Source organism: Streptomyces sp. NPDC052114 (assembly GCF_040680155.1).
Taxonomy (GTDB): Bacteria; Actinomycetota; Actinomycetes; order Streptomycetales; family Streptomycetaceae; genus Streptomyces.
This window is the reverse complement of the sequence record NZ_JBFAWC010000020.1, coordinates 17,768-39,473: the sequence shown is the minus strand read 5'-3', so window position 1 is coordinate 39,473 and position 21,706 is coordinate 17,768. Positions and strand designations below refer to the sequence as shown.

Annotated in this window: 21 protein-coding genes; 10 read left to right on the top strand and 11 right to left on the bottom strand. The window is 72.6% G+C overall.

Features of this window, described 5'->3' with window-relative positions; genetic code table 11:
• Positions 1 to 48 precede the first annotated feature (48 nt).
• Complete coding sequence (locus AB0L89_RS33725; RefSeq protein ID WP_365149749.1) at positions 49 to 678, top strand: HAD hydrolase-like protein; 630 nt, start codon at positions 49 to 51, stop codon at positions 676 to 678.
• Here the strand turns inward: AB0L89_RS33725 and AB0L89_RS33720 are convergent.
• Positions 671 to 922 (bottom strand): hypothetical protein, encoded by a 252-nt coding sequence (locus AB0L89_RS33720; protein WP_365149746.1) that lies wholly within the window; start codon positions 920 to 922, stop codon positions 671 to 673. The two genes, AB0L89_RS33725 and AB0L89_RS33720, sit on opposite strands and share 8 nt — an antisense overlap.
• A gap of 182 nt (positions 923 to 1,104) precedes the next feature.
• Between AB0L89_RS33720 and AB0L89_RS33715 the strand changes: the two genes are divergently transcribed.
• Positions 1,105 to 1,488, top strand: coding sequence for a cold-shock protein (locus AB0L89_RS33715; protein WP_055701393.1), 384 nt, complete (start codon positions 1,105 to 1,107; stop codon positions 1,486 to 1,488).
• Between the two features lie 43 nt (positions 1,489 to 1,531).
• Here the strand turns inward: AB0L89_RS33715 and AB0L89_RS33710 are convergent, their stop codons facing one another.
• The 4 genes from AB0L89_RS33710 to AB0L89_RS33695 all read right to left on the bottom strand — a co-directional run bounded on the left by AB0L89_RS33710 (position 1,532) and on the right by AB0L89_RS33695 (position 5,078).
• The gene (locus AB0L89_RS33710; RefSeq protein ID WP_365149743.1) at positions 1,532 to 2,431 is read right to left on the bottom strand and encodes a 1,4-dihydroxy-6-naphthoate synthase; all 900 of its coding nucleotides are present in this window, start codon (positions 2,429 to 2,431) and stop codon (positions 1,532 to 1,534) included.
• Positions 2,424 to 3,113, bottom strand: coding sequence for a futalosine hydrolase (locus AB0L89_RS33705; protein ID WP_365149740.1), 690 nt, complete (start codon positions 3,111 to 3,113; stop codon positions 2,424 to 2,426). Before AB0L89_RS33705 ends, AB0L89_RS33710 begins: the two co-directional genes overlap by 8 nt.
• Before the next feature lie 2 nt (positions 3,114 to 3,115).
• Positions 3,116 to 3,631, bottom strand: a complete 516-nt coding sequence (locus tag AB0L89_RS33700) for a DUF2771 domain-containing protein (RefSeq protein ID WP_365149737.1) — start codon at positions 3,629 to 3,631, stop codon at positions 3,116 to 3,118.
• Between the two features lie 64 nt (positions 3,632 to 3,695).
• Complete coding sequence (locus AB0L89_RS33695; RefSeq protein ID WP_365150040.1) at positions 3,696 to 5,078, bottom strand: MFS transporter; 1,383 nt, start codon at positions 5,076 to 5,078, stop codon at positions 3,696 to 3,698.
• A 364-nt stretch (positions 5,079 to 5,442) separates the two neighbouring features.
• On the opposite strand from AB0L89_RS33695, the gene AB0L89_RS33690 reads away from it, so the two are divergent.
• The 3 genes from AB0L89_RS33690 (at position 5,443) to AB0L89_RS33680 (ending at position 10,842) form a co-directional block, all read left to right on the top strand.
• A complete protein-coding gene (locus AB0L89_RS33690) occupies positions 5,443 to 6,381 on the top strand; it encodes a DUF3027 domain-containing protein (protein ID WP_365149734.1) in 939 nt (312 codons plus the stop codon).
• Positions 6,382 to 6,628: 247 nt separating this feature from the next.
• Complete coding sequence (locus tag AB0L89_RS33685) at positions 6,629 to 9,745, top strand: molecular chaperone Hsp90 (protein WP_365149731.1); 3,117 nt, start codon at positions 6,629 to 6,631, stop codon at positions 9,743 to 9,745.
• A 263-nt stretch (positions 9,746 to 10,008) separates the two neighbouring features.
• A complete protein-coding gene (locus tag AB0L89_RS33680; RefSeq protein ID WP_365149728.1) occupies positions 10,009 to 10,842 on the top strand; it encodes a calcium-binding protein in 834 nt (277 codons plus the stop codon).
• A 28-nt stretch (positions 10,843 to 10,870) separates the two neighbouring features.
• Here AB0L89_RS33680 and AB0L89_RS33675 read toward each other — a convergent pair whose 3' ends face one another.
• Together AB0L89_RS33675 and AB0L89_RS33670 are read right to left on the bottom strand one after the other, a co-directional pair.
• Complete coding sequence (locus AB0L89_RS33675) at positions 10,871 to 13,273, bottom strand: HAD-IC family P-type ATPase (RefSeq protein WP_365149725.1); 2,403 nt, start codon at positions 13,271 to 13,273, stop codon at positions 10,871 to 10,873.
• 127 nt (positions 13,274 to 13,400) lie between these two features.
• Positions 13,401 to 13,658, bottom strand: coding sequence for a DUF2530 domain-containing protein (locus AB0L89_RS33670; RefSeq protein ID WP_365149722.1), 258 nt, complete (start codon positions 13,656 to 13,658; stop codon positions 13,401 to 13,403).
• A gap of 245 nt (positions 13,659 to 13,903) precedes the next feature.
• Here AB0L89_RS33670 and AB0L89_RS33665 point away from each other — a divergent pair, with 245 nt between their 5' ends.
• Positions 13,904 to 15,352: an NCS2 family permease gene (locus tag AB0L89_RS33665; protein WP_365149719.1), complete on the top strand. Its 1,449-nt coding sequence runs from the start codon at positions 13,904 to 13,906 to the stop codon at positions 15,350 to 15,352.
• A 36-nt stretch (positions 15,353 to 15,388) separates the two neighbouring features.
• On the opposite strand, the gene AB0L89_RS33660 is transcribed toward AB0L89_RS33665, so the two are convergent.
• On the bottom strand, positions 15,389 to 15,571 hold the full coding sequence (locus AB0L89_RS33660; protein ID WP_365149716.1) for a ribbon-helix-helix protein, CopG family: 183 nt from the start codon (positions 15,569 to 15,571) through the stop codon (positions 15,389 to 15,391).
• A 143-nt stretch (positions 15,572 to 15,714) separates the two neighbouring features.
• On the opposite strand from AB0L89_RS33660, the gene AB0L89_RS33655 reads away from it, so the two are divergent.
• The gene (locus AB0L89_RS33655) at positions 15,715 to 16,152 is read left to right on the top strand and encodes a MarR family transcriptional regulator (RefSeq protein WP_365149714.1); all 438 of its coding nucleotides are present in this window, start codon (positions 15,715 to 15,717) and stop codon (positions 16,150 to 16,152) included.
• Positions 16,153 to 16,224: 72 nt separating this feature from the next.
• The gene (locus tag AB0L89_RS33650) at positions 16,225 to 17,571 is read left to right on the top strand and encodes an MFS transporter (protein WP_365149711.1); all 1,347 of its coding nucleotides are present in this window, start codon (positions 16,225 to 16,227) and stop codon (positions 17,569 to 17,571) included.
• Between the two features lie 60 nt (positions 17,572 to 17,631).
• On the opposite strand, the gene AB0L89_RS33645 is transcribed toward AB0L89_RS33650, so the two are convergent.
• The gene (locus tag AB0L89_RS33645) at positions 17,632 to 18,162 is read right to left on the bottom strand and encodes a GNAT family N-acetyltransferase (RefSeq protein ID WP_365149708.1); all 531 of its coding nucleotides are present in this window, start codon (positions 18,160 to 18,162) and stop codon (positions 17,632 to 17,634) included.
• A gap of 22 nt (positions 18,163 to 18,184) precedes the next feature.
• Between AB0L89_RS33645 and thpR the strand changes: the two genes are divergently transcribed.
• Positions 18,185 to 18,775: an RNA 2',3'-cyclic phosphodiesterase gene (gene thpR / locus AB0L89_RS33640; protein WP_365149705.1), complete on the top strand. Its 591-nt coding sequence runs from the start codon at positions 18,185 to 18,187 to the stop codon at positions 18,773 to 18,775.
• Positions 18,776 to 19,503: 728 nt separating this feature from the next.
• On the opposite strand, the gene AB0L89_RS33635 is transcribed toward thpR, so the two are convergent.
• Together AB0L89_RS33635 and AB0L89_RS33630 are read right to left on the bottom strand one after the other, a co-directional pair.
• On the bottom strand, positions 19,504 to 20,496 hold the full coding sequence (locus AB0L89_RS33635) for an aldo/keto reductase (protein WP_365149702.1): 993 nt from the start codon (positions 20,494 to 20,496) through the stop codon (positions 19,504 to 19,506).
• A gap of 96 nt (positions 20,497 to 20,592) precedes the next feature.
• Entirely contained in the window at positions 20,593 to 21,177 is a 585-nt protein-coding gene (locus tag AB0L89_RS33630; RefSeq protein WP_365150037.1) for a MarR family transcriptional regulator, read from the bottom strand.
• A gap of 15 nt (positions 21,178 to 21,192) precedes the next feature.
• Between AB0L89_RS33630 and AB0L89_RS33625 the strand changes: the two genes are divergently transcribed.
• Positions 21,193 to 21,699, top strand: coding sequence for a carboxymuconolactone decarboxylase family protein (locus tag AB0L89_RS33625; protein ID WP_365149699.1), 507 nt, complete (start codon positions 21,193 to 21,195; stop codon positions 21,697 to 21,699).
• Positions 21,700 to 21,706: the final 7 nt, after the last annotated feature.

Here is a 21,706-nt window from a genome sequence, read left to right as displayed (position 1 = left end):
GCTAAGTCTACGGGCGGGGGCGGTCCGGCTCCTCGGCACAATGGGCGCATGACCTCACGCGCGCTCACCGTCGGCTTCGACCTCGACATGACCCTCATCGACTCCCGGCCCGGCATCAGGGCGGCCTACCTGGCACTCTCCGCCGAGACGGGGGCGTACATCGACGCCGACCTCGCCGTCACCCGGCTCGGGCCGCCGCTGGAGCAGGAGCTGCGCCACTGGTTCCCCGAGGGCGAGATCCAGGAGATGGCCGACCTCTACCGTGAGATCTACGCCACATACGCCATCGAGCCGACGCTCGCGATGCCCGGCGCCCGCGAGGCGGTCGCGGCGGTCCACGCGCACGGCGGGCGGGCGATCGTGGTGACCGCCAAGCACGAGCCCAACGCGAAGCTGCACCTGTCGCACCTCGGCATCGAGGCCGACGCGGTGATCGGCTGGCTGTGGGCGGAGGCGAAAGCGGAGGCGCTGCGGGAGCACGGTGCGTCGGTCTACGTCGGGGACCACACCGGTGATGTACGCGGTGCGCGTACGGCGGGCGCGCTGTCCGTGGCGGTGGAGACCGGGCCGTGCGACGCAGCGGAACTGCGCGCGGCGGGCGCGGACGTGGTCCTCGGCGGGCTGACGGAGTTCCCCGGCTGGCTCGCCGCGTACACCGCGGACGGCGAAGCTAGCTAGCGCTCGACCTCGCCTGCCGCCGCTGGACGGCGATGCCGCGCAGGACACCGGCCGCCGCGATGAGGAACCCGATCCCCATCAGCATGCACACCGCGTACGCGAGCGACGGGAAGGGCTCGGTGCCCAGGAACAGCGGGGCCACCGTGACCAGTGTGGCCACGGCTCCGACGAAGAAGACGATTGCTCCGGTCCGGACCATTCCATCGCCCGGACCTGCGGAATTCGCTTGGGTTTTGTCACGCACCCGACCAGGGTAGTTCCCAGCGCGTAGGAAGAATCCGGGGACGTCTTGTCACCGGCTCCCGGACCAATAGTCTTGGTGCCGGCGGGTCGGACGACCCGCTGTAGTGCTATCCAGAGCCGTTTTCCGCCCGTCGCACCGGACGGGCGGAACCGGCATGACGAGTACGAGGACGAGGACTTCACGTGCCTACCGGCAAGGTCAAGTGGTTCAACAGCGAGAAGGGCTTCGGCTTTCTCTCCCGCGACGACGGCGGCGACGTCTTCGTGCACTCCTCCGTACTGCCCGCCGGCGTCGACACACTCAAGCCGGGCCAGCGCGTGGAATTCGGCGTGGTCGCGGGGCAGCGCGGCGACCAGGCCCTGTCGGTGACGATTCTCGACCCGACCCCGTCGGTGGCGGCCGCCCAGCGCCGCAAGCCCGACGAACTGGCTTCGATCGTCCAGGACTTGACGACACTCCTCGAGAACATCACGCCGATGCTGGAGAAGGGCCGCTACCCGGACAAGGCGTCGGGCGCGAAGATCGCGGGCCTGCTGAGGGCGGTCGCCGACCAGCTGGACGTGTGACCTTCGGGCCGGGCGGGCCGACGCGGGCCCGCCCGGTGACCGGTCACGGGAACGCGAGCGCGCCCGGTGCGAGCGCGGGCACGAGCCCTTCGGCCGCCGCCCGCGTCAGCAGGCCGCGCACCGCCGCGTAGCCGTCCTCGCCGAGGTCGGCGGTGAATTCGTTGACATAGAGCCCGATGTGCTGGTCCGCGACGGCCGGGTCCATCTCCTGGGCGTGCTCCAGGACGTAGGGCCGGGAGGCCTCCGGGTCGTCCCAGGCCATGCGGACCGAGGCGCGGGCGGCGTCCGCGAGGGAGCGCAGCGCGGCCTCGCCCAGCGACCGCCTGGCGATGATCGCGCCCAGCGGGATCGGCAGCCCCGTGGTGTTCTCCCAGTGCTCGCCCATGTCGGCGAGGCGGTGCAGGCCGTAGTCCTGGTACGTGAAGCGCGCCTCGTGGATGACCAGGCCCGCGTCGACCTTGCCGTCGCGCACCGCGGGCATGATCTGGTCGAAGGGCAGCACCACGATCTCGCCGACCCCGCCGCCGGTGAGCGTGTCCGCGGCCCAGAGCCGGAAGAGCAGGTACGCCGTCGACTTCTCGCTCGGCACGGCGACCGTCCTGCCGGTGAGGTCGACGCCGGGCTCCCGGGTCAGGACGAGGGGCCCGCAGCCGCGGCCGAGCGCGCCGCCGCAGGGCAGCAGCGCGTACTCGTCGAGGACGTAGGGCAGGACGGCGTACGACACCTTCAGGACGTCGAAGCCGGCGTCGGACGCGGTGGCCTTGCCGGTCGCGGCGCGCTCGGCGACGCCGTTGGTGATGTCGATGTCCGCGAACGTGACGTCGAGCGCGGGGGCGCCGGGCACCCGGCCATGCGCCCAGGCGTCGAAGACGAACGTGTCGTTGGGGCAGGGCGAGTACGCGATGCGCAGGGGGCCGGGGGCCGCGGCCGGGGTCTCAGTCATGTGTGGTCCAACTCCTCAGGGCCGGCGCGAACTTCCCGAACGCGTCGCTCAGCGCGGTCAGCGCGTCGCCGATCCGCCAGGCGTCGCGGTCGCGCGGGCCGACGGCGTTGGAGACCGCGCGGACCTCCAGGACGGGCAGGCCGCGCAGGACGGCCGCCTCGGCGACGCCGAAACCCTCCATCGCCTCGGCCAGGGCGCGCGGATGGCGCCGCCGCAGCTCGGCGGCCCGCCCGGCGGAGCCGGTCACGGTGGAGACGGTCAGGACGGTGCCGGTCGCACCGCCGCAGGCGTCCGCGACCTCCCGTACGAGGGAACGGGGCGGACGGTGGGTGACGGCGCCGAAGCCGAGCTCGGTGACGGGCGCGAACCCGTCGGGGGTCTCGGCGCCCAGGTCGGCGACGGTGATCTCGTCGGCGACCACGAGCGAGCCGACGGGCGCGTCGGGCTGGAAGCCGCCGCCGATGCCCGCGCAGACCACCAGGTCGTACGGGGCGGCGGCCAGGCGCAGTGCGGTGGCCGCGGCCGCGGCGGCGGGCCCCACGCCGACGGCGACCACGTCGATGCCTGCCCCGTCGGGCAGCCCCCGCACCACCGCGTCCCGCTCGGCGGGGACGGCGGTGGCGACGAGGACGCGCGGACCGGACGGCGGCGGCACGGCCGACGCGGGTGACGCGGGTGACACGGTCAGGAGTCGGAGTCCTTCTCGAACTTGAACGACCACAGGCCCGTGGCCTTCGAGCCGGAGTCCTTGCCGCCTTCGAGCAGGCTGACGGTCGACTCCTTGCCGCCCCCGCCGTACTGCTGGTTGAAGAAGACGCTGCCCGGGATGACCACGTAGGTCTTCTTGCTGGCCTCGGTCAGCGGCTGACCGTTCATCAGCAGCGTCCAGCCCTTCTCCGCGATCTCCGGGTCGACGCCGAAGCGGACCTTCTCGTCCGGGTCCACCTTGATGGACTTGACGTCCTTGTCCTGGAGGCAGGACTTCAGCTGGGAGTTCTTGAGCTCCTTGCCGTCGTTGTAGCAGGAGGCTTCCGTGTTCACCGACTTGCTGCCGACCGTGACGGTGGCCAGCGGCGTCGGCTTGTCACAGGCCGAGAGGACGAGGAGTCCGGCGGAGACGGCGCCAAGGGCGGCCACGGTGCGGCGGCGGCGCGCCGCGCGGTTCACATTCGCGGCTCCGCCGCGGAGCAGGGAGGTCATGGGCGAAGGCTATCGGGCGCGTCGGGGGGTCCGGTTACGCGGGGGTCGCGGGCGTGCCGCGTGGTCATGCCACCCGGGGGCGGCGCCGGCCGCCCTGGCGGGCCGCCGCGAGCAGGCCGCGGACGGTCGACAGCCATCCGGCGGCGACGATGCCCGCCGCCACCGACAGGCCCAGCGCCCCGTTCAGCGGCAGGGCGATGCCGATGGCGCCGCCGAACACCCAGGCGACCTGGAGCAGCGTCTCGGAGCGGGCGAAGGCGGAGGTGCGGACCTGCTCGGGCACGTCCCGCTGGATCAGGGCGTCCAGGGACAGCTTGGACAGGGCCTGGGCGAAGCCCGCGCAGGCGCCGAGGCAGGCGACGCCGACCGTGCCGAAGAACACCGCGGCCGTGACCGCGACGCCCAGGACCACCGCGACGACGGTCACGATGATGACCTCGGGCGCCCGTGACTTCAGCCAGGCGCCGACGGCCGTGCCCAGCGCGTTGCCCGCGCCCGCCGAGACGCCGACGATGCCGAGGGAGACCGCCGCGCTCTGCCCGGCGAGCGGGTGCTCGCGCAGCAGGAACGCCAGGAAGAAGATGAGGAACCCGGAGAGGCAGCGCAGCGAGGCGTTGGCGGCCAGGGCGTGGGTGACGGCCGGGCCGACCGTACGCAGCCCGAGGCGCCGCTTGCGGGTGGTGTCGGCGGCGGCCTCCGCGCGGGCGTGCAGATGCAGGTGCTCCTCGTCCGCGGCGAGCAGCGCCTTCGCCTCGCCCTTGGCCGAGTCGACCTTGCGCGGCAGCGAGAACGACAGGAACATCCCCGACACGAAGATCACGAAGGCGCCGTAGAGCGGCCAGCGCGGCCCGACGGCCTGGAGCCCCGCGCCGACGGGCGCCGCCACGGCGGTGGCCAGGAGGCCGCCGAGCGTGACCCGGGAGTTCGCCTTCACGAGGGAGAAGCGGGGTGGCAGGAGCCGTGGCACGACGGCGCTTCTGACCACTCCGTACGCCTTGGAGGCGACGAGCACGCCGAGCGCGGCGGGGTAGAGCTCCACGCTGCCGGTGGCGACCGCCCCCGAAAGGACCAGCGCCAGCAGGGCGCGGGCCAGCATCGCCCCGGCCATCGCGGCGCGGCGGCCGTGCGGGAGCCGGTCGAGGAGCGGGCCGATGACGGGGGCGAGGAGGGTGAAGGGCGCCATGGTGATGGCGAGGTAGAGCGCGACACGGCCGCGGGCCTCGTCCGTCGGCACGGAGAAGAAGACGGTGGAGGCGAGGGCGACGGTGATCATGACGTCGCCCGCGCCGTTCACCGCGTGCAGCTCGATCAGCTTGCCGAGGCCCGACTCGCCCGCCCCGTGGGCGTGCGTCGCCTTGCGGATGCCCCGGGCCGTGCCGGTGAACGGCAGGTGGAGGGCCCGTCCCAGCGCACGCGCGGTCCGTCTCGCCGGACCGGGCGAGACGATTCCTGCGGACGCCGTCCTTGTGGGGGCCACCTCGTCATAGTGCCCCCTGGGGGGCTCCGCTAGTGCGAATTGCGCGTGGCGGGCGGGGAAAACGCCGTCGCCGGAGACGCGGCGCGCCACCGGCGCGGACCCGGTCGGCTACGTCGGTGTAGGCCCAGGGGCCAGGAGAAGGTAGCGTGCGTAGCGCGCCTGCGGCGTTCGTTCTTGGCCGCGCGCCTCTCGGTCATCCCGCAGAATGGGTGACGTAGGTGCGCCCGAGGACGTCGGGCGCGGACGTCGACGCGGCCCCCAGGTCCGCTCCGTCCGCACCCCCGCGTTAAGGAGTGGCGCACTCGTGAGACGGCGTAGGAGAGAAGCGATACCTGTGAGCGCAGCGACAACGCGAAGCCGTACCCCGCGCACCCCGCGTACCCCGGACCGTCTGTGCGCCGAGGCGGTCGGCCTCGCGCGTGCGGCGGCCGAGGAGGCCGCCGCGCCCGGTGTGGTCGGCGAGCATGTCGAGGTCGTCGTGGAGGGCGACCGTGTCGTCACGCACCTCTTCGAGTGCAAGGAGTTCGGCTATCGCGGCTGGCGCTGGGCGGTGACGGTGGCCCGCGCCTCGCGGGCCAAGGTCGTCACGCTCGACGAGACGGTGCTGCTGCCGGGCCCCGACGCGCTCCTGGCCCCCGAGTGGGTGCCGTGGAGCGAGCGGCTGCGGCCGGGTGACATGGGCCCCGGCGATCTGCTCCCCACGGACGCGGAGGACCTCCGGCTCGAACCGGGCTTCTCCGGCGAGGAGGAGCCGCCGCCGAACGCCGCGGTGTCCGAGGAGCTGGCCGAGCTGGCCGAGGCGGAGGACGCCGAGGTCACGGCGGGTCCGCCGGCCGAGCTGCCCGTCGCGCCCGCGCGGGGTTCCATCACCTCGGTCGCCGACGAGCTGGGCATGCGGCGCGCGCGGGTCCTGTCGCGGTACGGGCTGCACATCGCCGCCGACCGCTGGGACGAGGCGTACGGCGCGAAGACCCCGATGGCGCAGGCGGCGCCCGCCGGGTGTGTGAGCTGTGGCTTCCTGGTGCCGATCGGCGGTTCACTCGGACAGGCGTTCGGCGTGTGCGCCAATGAGTTCGGTCCCGCCGACGGGCGGGTCGTGTCCCTCTCGTACGGCTGCGGGGGGCACTCGGAGGCGGCGGTCATGCCGAAGCCGCCGCGGCCGGCGCCGCCGGTCCTGGACGAGACCCGGGTGGACGTCCTTCCGCTGCGGCCCGCGGCGGACTCCGGCTCGGTGAGCGCGGAGGGCCCCAGCGAGGACCTCGGCCACTCCTAGTTCCGGCATCGGGTGACGGGCGGGGCTCGGGGGCGGTGCCCCCTCGCCTGCTCCTCCCGCGTCCGCTCGTCGGCTCGTCCCGCGGCCCCTCGGCGGTTCCTGCCGCGTCCGCTCTCCGGCTCCTCCTGCGCCGATTTCCCCCGCGTCGCCGCTGCGCGGCGTTTTCCCCGCCCGCCCGCCCTTTTTCCGACGCGGTAGCGTTCGGCTCCGACGCAGCGCAGCGCTACGCAGAGGAGACGAGACGACCGTGAGCAAAACCGTGCGGCCGGCAGCCGAGGGTACGGATCCCTTCGGCACCGCCCGCCTCCGTCGCGGAGTCCTCGACGCCTGGGCGGCGGCCCCGGCCCGCTTCCGTGAGGACGCCAACGCCGAGGAGGACCTCGCCCTCGGCGGCTACCGCGACCGCCTCGTCGTCGAGCTCGCCCAGAACGCCTCCGACGCCGCCGCCCGCGCGGGCGTCCCCGGCCGCCTCGCCCTGACCCTGCGCGACGGCGTCCTCGCCGCCGCCAACCGTGGCGCCCCGCTCGACGCGGCCGGCGTCGAGTCGCTGTCCACCCTGCGCGCCTCCGCGAAGCGGGAGAGCCACGAGGGGAGCGTCGGCCGCTTCGGCGTCGGCTTCGCCGCCGTCCTCGCCGTCACCGACGAACCCGCCGTCGTCGGCCGCACCGGCGGCGTCCGCTGGTCGCTGGCCGAGGCCCGCGAACTCACCGCCGAGACCGCCCGGTTCAGCCCCGGCCTCGGCGACGAGGTGCGCCGCAGGGACGGCCACATCCCGCTGCTGCGCCTGCCGCTGGCCGCCGAGGGCACCGCCCCGGACGGCTACGACACCGTCGTCATCCTGCCCCTGCGCGACGCCGCCGCCGAGGACCTCGTCACCCGGCTGCTCGACGGGGTCGACGACGCGCTGCTCCTTGCCCTGCCCGGCCTGGAGGAAGTCAGCGTCGAGACGCCGGACGGGGCCGTCCGCACGCTGCGGCGGCGGGCCGAGGCGCCGTACACCGTCGTCGAGGACAGCCGGGACGGCACCACCCGCTGGCGCACCGTCAGCAGGCAGGGACCCCTCGACGCCGGCCTCCTGAAGGACCGGCCCGTCGAGGAGCGGCTGCGGCCCCACTGGTCCGTCACCTGGGCCGTGCCCGCGGGAGACGAGGGCGGCCCCGAGCGGCCCCGCACCACCGCCGTCGTGCACGCCCCGACGCCGAGCGACGAGCCGCTGGGCGTACCGGCGCTGCTCATCGCGTCGTTCCCGCTGGACACCGCGCGCCGGCACGTCGCCGCGGGCCCCCTGACCGACTTCCTGGTGGAGCGCGCGGCGGAGGCGTACGTCGAACTCCTCGCCGGCTGGCGGCCGGTGGCCGAGGACATCATCGCCCTGGTGCCGGGACCGCTCGGCAGCGGCGAGCTGGACGGGGCGCTGCGGGGCGGCATCCTGGAGCGGCTGCCGCGCACCGCCTTCCTGCCGCCCGCCCTGCCCCGCGGCGAGGACGACGAGGACGGGCTGCCCGAGGCACTGCGGCCGCGCGACGCGGAGGTCGTGGAGGGTGCCGGGGCCGACACGGTCCGGGTCCTCGCCGAGGTGCTGCCGAGCCTGCTGCCCGCGGGCCTCGAACGCCGCGCCGAGCTGCGCACCCTCGACGTCGCGCGCGTCCCGCTGACCGAGGCGGTCGACCGCCTCGCCGGTCTGGAGCGGGCACCCGCCTGGTGGCGGCGGCTGTACGACACGCTGGCCGGGGTCGACCCGGACCGGCTCTCGGGCCTGCCGGTCCCGCTGGCCGACGGCCGGACGACGATCGGGCCCCGCCAGGTGCTGCTGCCCGCCCCCGGCGACGAGCGCGACCCCGCCTCGCTGGCCCGGCTCGGCCTGAAGGTCGCCCACCCGGACGCCGCCCACCCGCTCCTGGAGAAGCTCGGCGCGCTGCCCGCGACGCCCCGCGCCGTCCTGACGACCCCGCAGGTGCGCGCCGCCGTGGCCGCCTCCCTCGACGACGACTCCTGGGACGAGGACGCCCTGGACGCGGAGGAGTTGGCGGAGGTCGTGCTGACGCTCGTGCGCGACGCGGACCTCGCGCCGGGCGACGAGCCGTGGCTCGGCGCCCTCGCGCTGGCCGACGAGGACGGCGAACTCGCGCCTGCGGGCGAGCTGGTGCTCCCCGGCAGCGACTTCGCCGAGGTCATGCGGACCGACGAACTCGCCCTGGTCGACGGCGAGGTGGCCGACCGCTGGGGCGAGCAGCCGCTGGCGGCCTGCGGTGTGCTCGCCACCTTCGCCCTCGTGCGCGCCACGGACGTGGTCCTCGACCCCGATGAACTGGAGCCGCGCGAGGGCGACTTCCCCGAGCCGGACGACGCGGGCCTGCTCGACGCCGTGGACGTGTGGTGCGAGGACGTCCTCGACCGGCTGCCGGACACGCCGGTGCCGCCGGTGGCCACTGAGATCGTCGCCGTGCGGGACCTCGACCTGGTCGACGACGCGTGCTGGCCGCGGGCCCTGGCGATGCTCTCGCGCCCGCCGCTGCGGGACGCGCTGACGCAGCCGCTGCGGGTGCTGCTGCCGGACGGCACGACGGAGAGCGTCCGCTCCTACACGGCGTGGTGGCTGCGCGGCCATCCCGTCCTCGACGGGCGCCGTCCCGCGGGGCTGCGCGCCGCGGGCGGCGATCCGCTCCTCGAAGGTCTTTACGACGCGGCGGACGCGTCCGGCTTCGGTGACGAGCAGGTGCTGCGGGCCCTCGGCGTGCGGACCTCCGTCGGCGCGCTCCTGGCGGAGCCGGGCGGCGCGGCCGAGCTGCTCGACCGGCTCGCGGACCCGGAGCGGACCGTTTCCGCGGCGCAGCTGCACGCGCTGTACGGCGCCCTGGCGGATCTCGACCCGGGGCAGGTGACGCTGCCGGACGAGCTGCGCGCGGTGGTGGACGGCGAGGTCGTGGTGGTCGACGCGGCGGACGCGGTGGTCGCGGACGCCCCCGACCTGCTGCCGCTGGCCGACGGCGTGGCGCTGCTGCCCGTGGAGCCCCGCAGGGCGGCGGACCTGGCGGAGCTGTTCCAGGTGCGGCGCCTGAGCGAGACGGCGGCCGTGGACCCGGTGGGGGAGGGCGTCGAGCACGCGGTGCCCGAGCCGGTGCGGATCCTGCTGGGGGCGGCGACCCCGGAGACGTACGTCGAGTACGAGGAGCTGAGCGCGGGCGGCGTGGAGCTGGACTGGCGGCGCACCCCGGACGGCACGGTGCACGCGGCGACCGTGGAGGGCGTGGCGGCGGGGCTCGCGTGGGCGGCGGGGCAGTGGCCGCGCCGCTTCGAGGTGGCGGCGCTCCTGGAGGACCCGTCGCGGACGGAGGAGCTGGCGCGGGACCGCTGGTTCGACTGAGGGATGCCGTGGTTCCGGGGCGGGGCTGAACCGGCCGCCCCGGTGCCGGGGCGGGGCTGAACCGGCCGCCCCGGTTCCGGATTCCGTCCCGAACCGGGGCGGAACTGGGCATTCCATTACTCGGTCACAATTTCTTCACCGGGTGTACAACCAGCCACCCCTGTCGAAGGTCTGTTCTTCCGAGTCAACAGACTCCTAGATCACTCGGGCCTCGCGTGACGGCACCTGCACCGCGAGGTCCCCTTCTCCAACTGGGGAAACACATGCGCATCCGTGCCACCGTGGCCGCACTGACCGGCACCCTGGCCCTTTCCGCACTCGCCGTCCCGGCCGCCCACGCCGTCGACGGTCCGTCGTCCGCCCCCCGTCTCGCGGCCGAGGCCGCGCAGAAGGGCGCGAACGCGGGCTCCACCAAGATCACCAAGGTGTCCGTCAACGGCGGCAAGGACGTCGTCATCGGCACCTCCAACAAGGTGAAGTTCAAGATCGCCGTCACCGCGACCGACCCGTCGGGCATCGCGGGCGGCAGCGCCTTCCTGTACCACGGCAGCGACATCGACCACGCCGACGGCGTCCTCATCCCGGACAACCTCAACGGCAAGTGCACGGTCGTCAACTCCACCACCTCGACCTGCACCCTGGAGGTCGTCGCCGACCCGAAGGCGGACCTCTACACCAACGGTCTGGCCGGTTCGGGCTGGAAGCTCTACGCCGCCGCCGACGGCAACGAGGGCGGCTCGGCCGAGGGCGAGCAGTTCAAGTCCGACGCCCGCTTCCAGCGCTACGCCAAGCTCACCACCAACGCGTCCCCCGAGCCCATCAAGAAGGGCAAGACCCTCACGGTCACCGGCGCCCTGACCCGCGCCAACTGGGAGACCTCGAAGTACGCGGGCTACACCGCCCAGTCCGTGCAGCTGCAGTACAAGAAGAAGGGCGCCAGCAGCTACACGACGCTCAAGACGGTCAAGTCCGACTCCAAGGGCAACCTGAAGACCACCGTGAAGGCCTCCGCCGACGGCTACTTCCGCTACGTCTTCGCCGGTACGTCCACGACCCCGTCCGTCACCTCGACGAGCGACTACGTCGACGTCCAGTAGCAGCCGGACCCGGTAGCCGTCCCCGCCGTCAGGCGGGGAAGCGGCGGTCGACCCAGCGGTAGACGAACTCGATGGCCAGTGAGGCCACCGCCGCGATCCCGACCGCCGCCCACGGCATCGTCGTGCCCACCAGCTTCAGCTGGAAGAAGTCCTGGAGCCAGGGCACGGTCAGCACGAGCAGGAAGCCGAGGCCCATCGCGCCGATCAGGCAGATCCGCCACCACGTGTAGGGGCGGGCGATGATGGCGAGCACCCACATGGCGATCAGGAACAGCGCCAGGGTCGCCGCGCTGGTCTCGGCTTCCCGCGCGCCCGCGCCCTCGTAGTGGTGCCGGGCCAGGAGGTACGTCACGAAGGTCGCGACACCCGCGATGACGCCGCCGGGGATCGCGTACCGCATGACCCTGCGGACGAAGTGCGGCTTGGCGCGCTCCTTGTTGGGGGCGAGGGCCAGGAAGAACGCGGGGACGCCGATGGTGAGGGTGGAGAGCAGGGTCAGGTGCCGCGGCAGGAAGAGGTACTCGACCTGTGAGCAGACCACCAGCAGCGCGATGATCACCGAGTAGACGGTCTTCACCAGGAACAGCGTGGCGACGCGCGTGATGTTGCCGATGACGCGGCGGCCCTCGGCGACCACGGACGGCAGGGTCGCGAAGCTGTTGTTGAGGAGCACGATCTGGGCGACGGCCCGCGTGGCCTCCGAACCCGAGCCCATCGAGACGCCGATGTCGGCGTCCTTGAGGGCCAGCACGTCGTTCACGCCGTCGCCGGTCATCGCCACCGTGTGGCCGTGCGACTGGAGGGCGCCGACCATGTCGCGCTTCTGCTGCGGGGTGACCCGGCCGAAGACGGTGTTCTCGTCGAGGGTCTTCGCCATCTCCTCCTGGTCGGTGGGCAGCCGGCGCGCGTCGACGGTGTTCTCAGCGCCGGGCAGGCCGAGCTTGCCCGCGACCGCGCCCACCGATACCGCGTTGTCACCGGAGATGACCTTGGCGGCGACGTCCTGCTCCTCGAAATAGCGCAGGGTGTCGGCGGCGTCGGGGCGCAGCCGCTGCTCCAGGACGACCAGGGCGGTGGCGCGCGCCCCCTCGGCGACGCCCGGGTCGTCGAGGTCGCCGGAGACGCGGGCGAGCAGCAGGACGCGCAGGCCCTGGTGGTTGAGCTCCTCGATCTCGGCGAGCGTGGCGTCGCCCTCGGGCAGCAGCACGTCGGGCGCGCCGAGCAGCCAGGTCGAGGTGGTGCCGTCGCCCTCGCTGAAGGAGGCGCCGCTGTACTTGCGGGCGGAGGAGAAGGGCAGGGACTCGGTGCAGCGCCAGTCCTCGCGGTCGGGGTAGGCGTCGATGATCGCCTGGAGCGAGGCGTTGGGCCGCGGGTCGGACTCGCCGAGGGCGCCGAGGACCGTGCGGACGTAGCTCTCGTCGCCGCCGTTCAGGGGGCGCAGCTCGGTGACGTCCATGCCGCCCTCGGTGAGGGTGCCGGTCTTGTCGAGGCAGACCGTGTCGACGCGGGCGAGGCCCTCGATGGCGGGGAGTTCCTGGACGAGGCACTGCTGGCGGCCCAGGCGGATCACGCCGATCGCGAAGGCCACGGAGGTCAGGAGCACGAGCCCCTCGGGGATCATCGGGACGATCCCGCCCACCGTGTAGGCGATGGACTCCTTGAAGTTGTCGTCCTTGACGACGAGCTGGGAGATCACCAGGCCGATGGAGGTGGGGATCATCAGCCACGTCACGTACTTGAGGATCGTGGAGATGCCGGAGCGCAGCTCGGAGTGGACGAGCGTGAAGCGGCTCGCCTCCTCGGCGAGCTGGGCGGCGTACGCCTCGCGGCCGACCTTGGTGGCGGTGAACGCGCCGCCGCCCGCGACCACGAACGAGCCCGACATCATCTTGTCGCCGGGCTTCTTGATGACCGGGTCGGCCTCACCGGTCAGGAGCGACTCGTCGACCTCCAGGCTGTCGGTCTCGACGGCCTGGCCGTCGACCACGATCTTGTCGCCGGGGCCGAGCTCGATGACGTCGCCGAGGACGATCTCGGAGGTGGAGACCTCGGTGGCCCTGCCGTCGCGCCGCACGGTCGGCTTGGCCTCGCCGATGACGGCGAGGCCGTCCAGGGTCTTCTTGGCGCGCCACTCCTGGATGATGCCGATGCCGGTGTTGGCGACGATCACGAAGCCGAAGAGGCTGTCCTGGATCGGCGCGACGAACAGCATGATCACCCAGAGGACGCCGATGATCGCGTTGAAGCGGGTGAAGACGTTGGCCCGGACGATCTCGCTCAGGGAGCGGGAGCTGCGCACGGGTACGTCGTTGACCTCGCCGCGGGCGACCCGCTCGGCCACCTCGGCGGTAGTGAGGCCCGTGACCCGCCCGGCGGGGGGCGGCACGGGGTGGACCGGGTCGAGTTCGGCGCCCGCGTCGATATGCGTCATGCATTCGACGGTAAGGGCGGACCTGGGGCTTCACCCCTTGAATGCCCCAAAGATCCGACCACGGTAGGACCCGTCCCCACCCGTGGTTGTACGGATCACGTGGTGCGAGTGACCTTCGGCCTCTTGATCATGGGGTCCGGGTGGCCTTCGACCTCTTGATCGCGGCGTCACGCTTGCGGACGTACCAGATGCCGATGAGGCCGAGGCCGCCGCCGGCCAGGCAGGTCCACACCCACCAGGTCGCGTCGCGGTCGTCGAACCAGCCGTAGAAGGGGAGCTGGGCCAGGAAGAGGACGAACCAGAGGATCGTGCCGCCCGTGATGGTGGCGACAACGGGGCCCTCCAGGGGCTCCGGCGCCTCGTGCTTAGGGGTCCACTTCGCCATGCGTATAGCTTATGCCGGGCCCCTGGGCCTTGAACGGGGGCTGTCGGGCCCCTTGTCGCGCAAGGGTCTACGCGCGGAGATAGCGATCTTTACCTCATGTGTTCATACTGAAACGGCTCGTTTATGGCCGCTTTCTTTCGTAAGAAAGCACAATCAGGGCGTGACGAGGATGAAACGTGAGAGCGGGACGATCGGTTCCCGCTCTCCGCTTGATTTGCCACCCGCACAAGATTCATGAGGTCCGCATGTCTTCCTCGGCCAGTGCTCCGGTCGACGCCGCCCCGCAGCCCCCGCAGCCCCCGAAGAACGGGCTCGACGCGTACTTCAAGATCTCCGAGCGGGGGTCGACGCTCGCCCGCGAGGTCCGCGGCGGCTTCGCCACCTTCTTCGCGATGGCCTACATCATCGTGCTGAACCCGATCATCCTCGGCAGCGCGAAGGACATGTACGGGCACCAGCTCGACAACAAGCAGCTGGTCACCGCGACCGTGCTGACCGCGGCCTTCACCACGCTCCTCATGGGCGTCATCGGCAACGTCCCGATCGCGCTCGCCGCCGGACTCGGCGTGAACACCGTCGTCGCCCTCCAGCTCGCGCCCCGCATGTCGTGGCCCGACGCGATGGGCATGGTCGTCCTCGCGGGCTTCGTGGTGATGCTGCTGGTGGCGACCGGGCTGCGCGAACGCGTGATGAGCGCCGTGCCGCTGGGCCTGCGCAAGGGCATCGCGATCGGCATCGGCCTCTTCATCATGCTGATCGGCCTCGTCGACTCCGGCTTCGTCTCGCGCATCCCGGACGCCGCGCACACCACCGTCCCGCTCCAGCTCGGCGGCGACGGTCACCTCAACGGCTGGCCCGTCCTCGTCTTCGTCCTCGGCGTCCTGCTCACCCTGGCCCTCATGGTGCGCAAGGTGCCCGGCGCCATCCTCATCAGCATCGTCGTCATGACGATCGTCGCGATGATCATCAACTCGGTCGCGACCGTGCCGTCCTGGGGCCTGACCACCCCGGAGTGGCCCGGCAACCCCGTCTCCACCCCGGACTTCGGGCTCGTCGGCGAGATCAGCCTCTTCGGCGGCTTCGAGAAGGTCGGCGTCCTGACCGGCGTCCTCTTCGTCTTCACCGTGCTGCTGTCGTGCTTCTTCGACGCGATGGGCACGATCATGGGCATCGGCGACGAGGCCAAGCTGACCGACGCCAACGGCAACATGCCCGGCATCAACAAGGTGCTGTTCGTCGACGGCATCGCGGTCGCCGCGGGCGGCGCCTCCTCCGCCTCGGCCACCACCTGCTTCGTGGAGTCCACGGCGGGCGTCGGCGAAGGGGCCCGCACGGGCTTCGCGAACGTCGTCACGGGCGGGCTCTTCGCCGTGGCGCTGTTCCTCACGCCGCTCGCCACGATGGTCCCGTCCCAGGCGGCCACGCCCGCGCTGCTCGCGGTCGGCTTCCTGATCCTGTCCGGGTCCATCCGGGCGATCGACTGGAGCGACTACACGATCGCGATCCCCGCGTTCGTGACGATGCTGATGATGCCGTTCACGTACTCGATCACGAACGGCATCGGCATGGGCTTCATCACCTTCACCGTGCTGCGCCTGGCCGCCGGGCGGGGGCGCGAGGTGCCGGTCGCGATGTACGCGGTGTCGGCGGTGTTCGCCTTCTACTACCTGATGCCGGCGCTGAACCTGACGTAGGGCCCCGAAGGGCTCGACGCGGGCCCCGAAGGGGTGTCACGCCACCCCGTAGAACTTCTCCGTCTCCTCGACCGACGATTTGAACCGTTCGTCGAAGTCGTCCCGAATGAGCGTCCGGACCACGTAGTCCTGGACGCTCATTCCTCTTTTGGCCGCGTGCTGTCGGAGCCGATCGAGCAGCTCACCGTCTATCCGCAGGCTGAGCACTGGCGATCCCATGCGTGACAGGGTCCACGGCCCGCGCCGGACGATGCGTCGCTTTCTGAAGTCACCTCACTCATATGGGTGACGAAAAGGTTCAGTCGCCCGGGCGCGGGAAATCAAGTGGTCTTTAGCTAGGGTAATGAGTTACTCTAACGAACATGCCGGACCTCTCCCATGGTGACGACGCCGTCGCCGTGAACGCCCTGCGCTCCGCCGTGATGCGCCTGTCCCGTCGACTCAAGCACCAGCGCGTCGACGAGTCGCTGAGCCCCACCGAGATGTCGGTGCTCGGCACCCTCGCCCGCTGCGGCAGCGCCACTCCGGGCGAGCTCGCCCGCAAGGAGCACGTGCAGCCGCCCTCGATGACCCGCATCGTGGCCCTGCTGGAGGCCAAGGGGCTGGTCCGGCTCGAGCCCCACCCCGAGGACCGCCGCCAGAAGGTGGTGACCCAGACCGAGACGGCCGAGACCATGCTCGAGGAGAGCCGCCGCAAGCGGAACGCCTGGCTGGCCGGTCTGGTCGAGCACCTCGACGAGGACGAGTGGGAGCGGCTGCGCGCCGCCGCGCCCGTCCTGGAGAAGCTCGCGCACCTCTAGCCCCGCGGCACCCCGCGGGCACTCCCGCACCGCCCGCGGGAGACGTACGTACGCCAAGGAGGCGAACCCACTTTGAGTACGGGACCCGGAGCAGACTCCGCCCCCGCACCGACCGCCCTCGACACCCCCGCCCGCCCCCACAAGACCTCGATGTTCAGCTCGCTGAGGATCCGCAACTACCGGCTCTTCGCGACGGGCGCCGTCGTCTCCAACACCGGCACCTGGATGGCCCGCATCACCCAGGACTGGCTGGTGCTGAGCCTCACCGGGTCCTCCGCGGCCGTCGGCATCACGACGGCCATGCAGTTCCTGCCGATGCTCCTCTTCGGTCTGTACGGCGGCGTGATCGCCGACCGCTTCGCCAAGCGCAACCTGCTCTTCCTCACCCAGGGCGCGATGAGCCTCAGCGGGCTCTTCCTCGCCGCCCTCACGCTCAGCGGCCACGTCCAGGTCTGGCACGTCTACTTCGCGGCCTTCTTCACCGGCCTCGTCACCGTCGTCGACAACCCGACCCGGCAGTCCTTCGTGTCCGAGATGGTGGGGCCCGACCAGGTCCGCAACGCCGTCTCGCTGAACTCGGCGAACTTCCAGTCCGCGCGCCTGATCGGCCCGGCCGTGGCGAGCGCGCTGACCGCCGCCGTCGGACCCGGCTGGGCGTTCCTCGCCAACGGCCTGTCCTTCCTCGCGCCGCTCACCGGCCTGCTCCTGATGCGTACGAGCGAGCTGCACCACACCCCGCGCACGCCGCGGGGCAAGGGACAGCTGAGGGAGGGCCTGAACTACGTCTCGAAGCACCCCGAGCTGATCTGGCCGATCGTCCTCGTCGGCTTCATCGGCACCTTCGGGTTCAACTTCCCGATCTGGCTGAGCGCCTTCGCGGACGACATCTTCCACGGCGGCGTGGGGATGTACGGGCTCTTCAACACCCTGATGGCGATCGGCTCGCTGGCCGGCGCGCTGCTCGCGGCCCGCCGCGGCACCTCGCGCCTCAGGCTCCTGGCCGGGGCGGCGACCGCCTTCGGCGTGCTCCAGATCGTCGCGGCCCTCGCGCCCGAGCTGTGGATGTTCGTCGCCCTGATCGTCCCGATCGGCATCCTCGGCCTGACGGTGAACGTCACCGCCAACTCCTCGGTCCAGATGGCCACGGACCCGGAGATGCGGGGCCGTGTGATGTCGCTGTTCATGATGGTCTTCACCGGCGGTACGCCGCTGGGCGGACCGCTCTTCGGCTGGCTCGCCGACGCCTACGGCGTCCGGGTCAGCATGGCCGTCGGCGGCCTGGTCTGCGCGCTCGCCGCGGTGGGCGTCGGCCTGATGCTGGCGCGCGCGGCGAACCTGCGGCTCAAGGTGGATCTGCGGCGCGGCCGGCAGCACCTGCAGTTCGTGCCGCGCGAGCGGGAGCTGGCGACCGCGGCGTGACGGCGCCCGGGGCCCGGCTTCCCGGGCCCCGGACGGTGCCGCCCCGCGCGCCGGGTGCGGTCAGACGCGCCGCGCGAGCACCTGGCCGGGCCAGCTGCCGTCGGGCCCCGTGAAGGGCTCGGTGGCGGTGAAGCCGTTGCTCTCGTAGTACGCGACGAGAGCCCGGTCCTCGCCCCGGTAGCAGTCGACCCGCAGCAGGGAGACGCCCTGCCTGCGGGTCTCCTCGACGGCGTGCGCGAGCAGTGCGCGGCCCACCCCGCGGCCCGCGTGGCGGCCGTGGTCGGCGGCCAGGAGGTGGACGTAGCGCTCCGGCTCGTCGGCCTTCGGGATGATGTCGCCGCCCGGCCCGTCGGTGAGCGTGAGCGTGCCCACCACGGTGCCGTCGATCTCGGCGATCCAGGGCTGGCCCGTCGTCACGTACTTCTCGACCATCGCGACGGCGTTCGGGTTGGCCGACCAGGGCGTGGTGCCCCACTGCCCGGTCCGGCCCCGCGCGACGAGCCACTCCACGGCCCCGTCGAAGAGAGCGATGATCGCGGGGATGTCCTCGGCCCCGCCCTTCCTGATCCTTGTCGTCTCCGTGTCTGTCATGCGGGGAGGCTAGCGTCACTCCATGAGACTCTTCGCAGCCGTCCTGCCCCCGCCCGCCGCGGTCGCCGAACTGGCCACCGCGGCCGACGCGTTGAAGGCGCTGCCCGGCGCCGACGAGCTGCGCTGGACCGGTCGCGAGGGCTGGCACTTCACGCTTGCCTTCATGGCGGAGGTCGCGGAGGAGACGGTGCCGGACCTCCGGGTGCGCCTGGAGCGCGCCGCGCACCGCACGCCGCCCTTCTCCCTCGCCCTCGGAGGCGGCGGGCACTTCGGGGACCGGGCGCTGTGGGCGGGCGCCGCGGGGGACGTGGCCGCGCTGCGGCTGCTGGCCCGGCGGGCGGAGGCGGCGGCCCGCAAGGCGGGCGTCACGATGGAGGAGCACCGCTCCTACCGCCCGCACCTGACCCTGGCGCGGGGCCGCGGCGAGCCGCCCCTCGCCCCGTACGCCGACGCCCTCGGCTCCTTCGGGGGCACGCCCTGGACGGTGGCCGAGCTGACCCTCGTCCGCAGCCGGCTGCCCCGGAGCGGGGTGCCGGGGGAGCGGCCCCGCTACGAGGCCGTCGGGCGCTGGCCACTGGGAGGCGGCGGCCGGGCACCGGGCGGCGCCGGTTAACCTCGACTACGTGGACCCGAAGACCAGGAACCGGATCATGGCCGGTGTGCTCGTGTTGATGTTCGTCGTGGTGGCAGTGGCGGCCGCGCTCGGCGGCTGACCGCCGCGCCGCCCCCTTGCCGGGCCCTTCGCCCGATGAGCCGGGCGAAGGGCCCGGCTCACCGGGCGGGCTTCCGGCTCGCCGCGAGGCCCCGGCTTACCGCGAGGTCTCCGCTCGCCGCGAGGCTCCCGGCTTACCGGGAGAGCTCCCGGCTCGCCGCGATGGCCCCTGGCTTGCCGGGGAGGCCCTCGGTTCACCGGGAGAGCCCCTGGCTCGCCGCGATGGCCCCTGGCTCACTGGGTAGAGCCCCCGGCTCGCCGGGAGGGCCCCCGGCTCGGCGCGAAGGCCTCTGGTCCGCCGGGAAGGCTTTCGGCTCACGGGGAGGGCTCCCGGCTCGCCGGGAAGGCTTTCGGTTCACCGGGAGAGCCCCCGGCTCGCCGTTGACGGCCCCTGGCTTGCCGGGAGCGCCCCGGCTCGGCGCGAAGGCCTCTGGTCCGCCGGGAAGGCTTTCGGCTCGCGGGGAGAGCTCCCGGCTCACTGCGACGGCCCCGGCTCACCGGGAAGACTCCCCGCTCACCGCGACGGCCCCGGCTCACCGGGAAGACTCCCCGCTCACCGCGACGGCCCCGGCTCACCGGGAAGACTCCCCGCTCACCGGGAGACCCCCCGCTCGCCTCGAAGCCCCGCATCACCAGGCGAAGGCCTCCGGTGAAGGGCCCGGACCGGGGAAGATCTCGTCCAGCGCGTCGAGCAGTTCCTGGGACAGCTCCAGGTCGACGGCGCGCAGCGCGGACGTCAGTTGGTCGGCCGTGCGCGGGCCGACGATCGGCGAGGTGACGCCGGGCCGGGTCAGCAGCCAGGCGAGCGCGACCTCGCCGGGCTCCAGCGCGTGCTTGTCGAGCAGGTCCTCGTACGCCTGGATCCGCGCGCGGACCTCCGGCTTGGCGAGCTCCTGGGCGGCGCGTCCGCCGGTGCTGCGCGAGCCCGCGCCCGCCTTCTTCAGGACGCCGCCGAGCAGTCCGCTGTGCAGCGGGGACCAGGGGATGATGCCGACGCCGTAGTCCTGGGCGGCCGGGATGACCTCCATCTCGGCGCGGCGCTCGGCCAGGTTGTAGAGGCACTGCTCGCTGACCAGGCCGAGGCGGCCGTGGCGGGCGGCGGTCTCGTTGGCCTGGGCGATCTTGTAGCCGGGGAAGTTGGAGGACCCGGCGTAGAGGATCTTGCCCTGCTGGACCAGTACGTCGATGGCCTGCCAGATCTCCTCGAACGGGGTGTTCCGGTCGATGTGGTGGAACTGATAGATGTCGATGTGGTCGGTGCCCAGGCGCCGGAGCGAGTCCTCGACGGCCCGGCGGATGTGGAGCGCGGAGAGCTTCTCCTGGTTGGGCCAGATGCTCTCGCCGTCCGGGGCCGTGTTCCCGTACACCTTGGTGGCGAGGACGACCTTGTCGCGCCGCCCGCCGCCCTGCGCGAACCAGCTCCCGAGGATCTCCTCGGTGCGGCCCTTGCCCGCGGTCTGGCCGTACACATTGGCGGTGTCGAAGTAGTTGATGCCCGCGCCGAGCGCGGCGTCCATGATCGTGTGGCTGTCGGCCTCGTCGGTCTGCGGCCCGAAGTTCATGGTGCCGAGCGTGAGCCGGCTGACCTTGAGCCCTGTGCGTCCCAGCTGCGTGTACTCCATGAGGATCAAGCCAACGTCCTGGAGTGCGCTCTAGGCAAGGGAGTTGGGGCGGCCCGGGTCGGTGCGGCGAGGTGCGCGGGGCCGCGGTCACGTCCGTCACGAGCCGCCCAGCCACCCCGCCGCGTCGAGCCGGAACGCCTCCGGCGGGACGACCGCGCGCAGGTCGCCCTGGAGGTCGTTCAGGCGTCGTGCGCCGATCCGCCGGGCCCACTCCGCCCGCAGCTCGTCGAAGATCGCCGCCGAGCGGCGCAGCGCGTCGATGCCGTGCGGGGTGAGGCGGACGAGCTTGCGGCGGGCGTCGGCGGGGTCGTCCGTGCGGTGGGCGTAGCCGAGGGCGATGAGGCGGTCGACGGTCTTGCCCGCGGCCTGCTTGGAGACGCCGAGGCGGCGGCCGACCTCGCTTGCGGTGGCGCCGTCGGCGCCGATGGCCTGCATGGCGAAGCCGTGGGCGGGGCGGACGTCGGGGTGGCCCTGGCGGGCGAGTTCGGCGTGCAGCCGGTCGATGAGGGTGCGGAAGCCGGCGAAGAGGAGGAGGGGGAGTTCGTATCCGGGGCCGTCGTCTTCCGGGGTTCCCGTGCTCTCCGGGGTTCCCGTGCTCGCCGGGGGGCCCGCGCTCTCCGCGACCTCCTTGCCATAATCGACAACCTGGTTTACCTTCTTGTCGTCAACCATGTTGTCGATAGTAGGGGGTACGTGATGTTCGCCGGACACACCATCGAGAGCGCGCCGCCCGCGTCCCGCCCCGCCATGGAGCGGGTGACCCAGGCCTTCGGGCAGCTGCCGGACGCCGTGGCGCGGCTCGCCGCGTCACCCGAACTGCTCAACGGATTCCTGGAGTTGAGCGCGGCCTTCGAGCGCACGACGCTGGAGCCCGTGGCCCGCGAGGTCGTCGTCATGACGGTCGCGACGCGCAACGACTGCCACATCTGCGTGACCCTGCACACCGGCAAGCTCCGCAAGCTGGGCGCGGACCCCGAAGTCGTGGCGGCGCTGCGGGAGATGAGGGAGCTGCCGGACGAACGCCTCGAAGCGGTACGGCAGTTCACGCTGGAGGTCCTGGAGGGCGCGGGCGGCGTCGGCGACGACGAGGTGAAGGCGTTCCTCGCGCACGGCCACACGGAACGCAACGCCCTGGAGGTCGTCCTCGGCATCGGCGCCTACACGATGTCGACCCTGGCCAACCGGCTGACGCGGGCGGCCTGAGCGGGCC

Excerpts from the sequence above, each read along its gene's own strand:
- AB0L89_RS33725 (WP_365149749.1), top strand. The coding sequence starts at position 49 with ATGACCTCACGCGCGCTCACCGTCGGCTTCGACCTCGACATGACCCTC.
- AB0L89_RS33710 (WP_365149743.1), bottom strand. The coding sequence starts at position 2,431 with ATGACTGAGACCCCGGCCGCGGCCCCCGGCCCCCTGCGCATCGCGTAC.
- AB0L89_RS33700 (WP_365149737.1), bottom strand. The coding sequence starts at position 3,631 with ATGACCTCCCTGCTCCGCGGCGGAGCCGCGAATGTGAACCGCGCGGCG.
- AB0L89_RS33680 (WP_365149728.1), top strand. The coding sequence starts at position 10,009 with ATGCGCATCCGTGCCACCGTGGCCGCACTGACCGGCACCCTGGCCCTT.
- AB0L89_RS33675 (WP_365149725.1), bottom strand. The coding sequence starts at position 13,273 with ATGACGCATATCGACGCGGGCGCCGAACTCGACCCGGTCCACCCCGTG.
- AB0L89_RS33670 (WP_365149722.1), bottom strand. The coding sequence starts at position 13,658 with ATGGCGAAGTGGACCCCTAAGCACGAGGCGCCGGAGCCCCTGGAGGGC.
- AB0L89_RS33665 (WP_365149719.1), top strand. The coding sequence starts at position 13,904 with ATGTCTTCCTCGGCCAGTGCTCCGGTCGACGCCGCCCCGCAGCCCCCG.
- AB0L89_RS33660 (WP_365149716.1), bottom strand. The coding sequence starts at position 15,571 with ATGGGATCGCCAGTGCTCAGCCTGCGGATAGACGGTGAGCTGCTCGAT.
- AB0L89_RS33655 (WP_365149714.1), top strand. The coding sequence starts at position 15,715 with ATGCCGGACCTCTCCCATGGTGACGACGCCGTCGCCGTGAACGCCCTG.
- AB0L89_RS33645 (WP_365149708.1), bottom strand. The coding sequence starts at position 18,162 with ATGACAGACACGGAGACGACAAGGATCAGGAAGGGCGGGGCCGAGGAC.
- thpR (WP_365149705.1), top strand. The coding sequence starts at position 18,185 with ATGAGACTCTTCGCAGCCGTCCTGCCCCCGCCCGCCGCGGTCGCCGAA.
- AB0L89_RS33635 (WP_365149702.1), bottom strand. The coding sequence starts at position 20,496 with ATGGAGTACACGCAGCTGGGACGCACAGGGCTCAAGGTCAGCCGGCTC.
- AB0L89_RS33625 (WP_365149699.1), top strand. The coding sequence starts at position 21,193 with ATGTTCGCCGGACACACCATCGAGAGCGCGCCGCCCGCGTCCCGCCCC.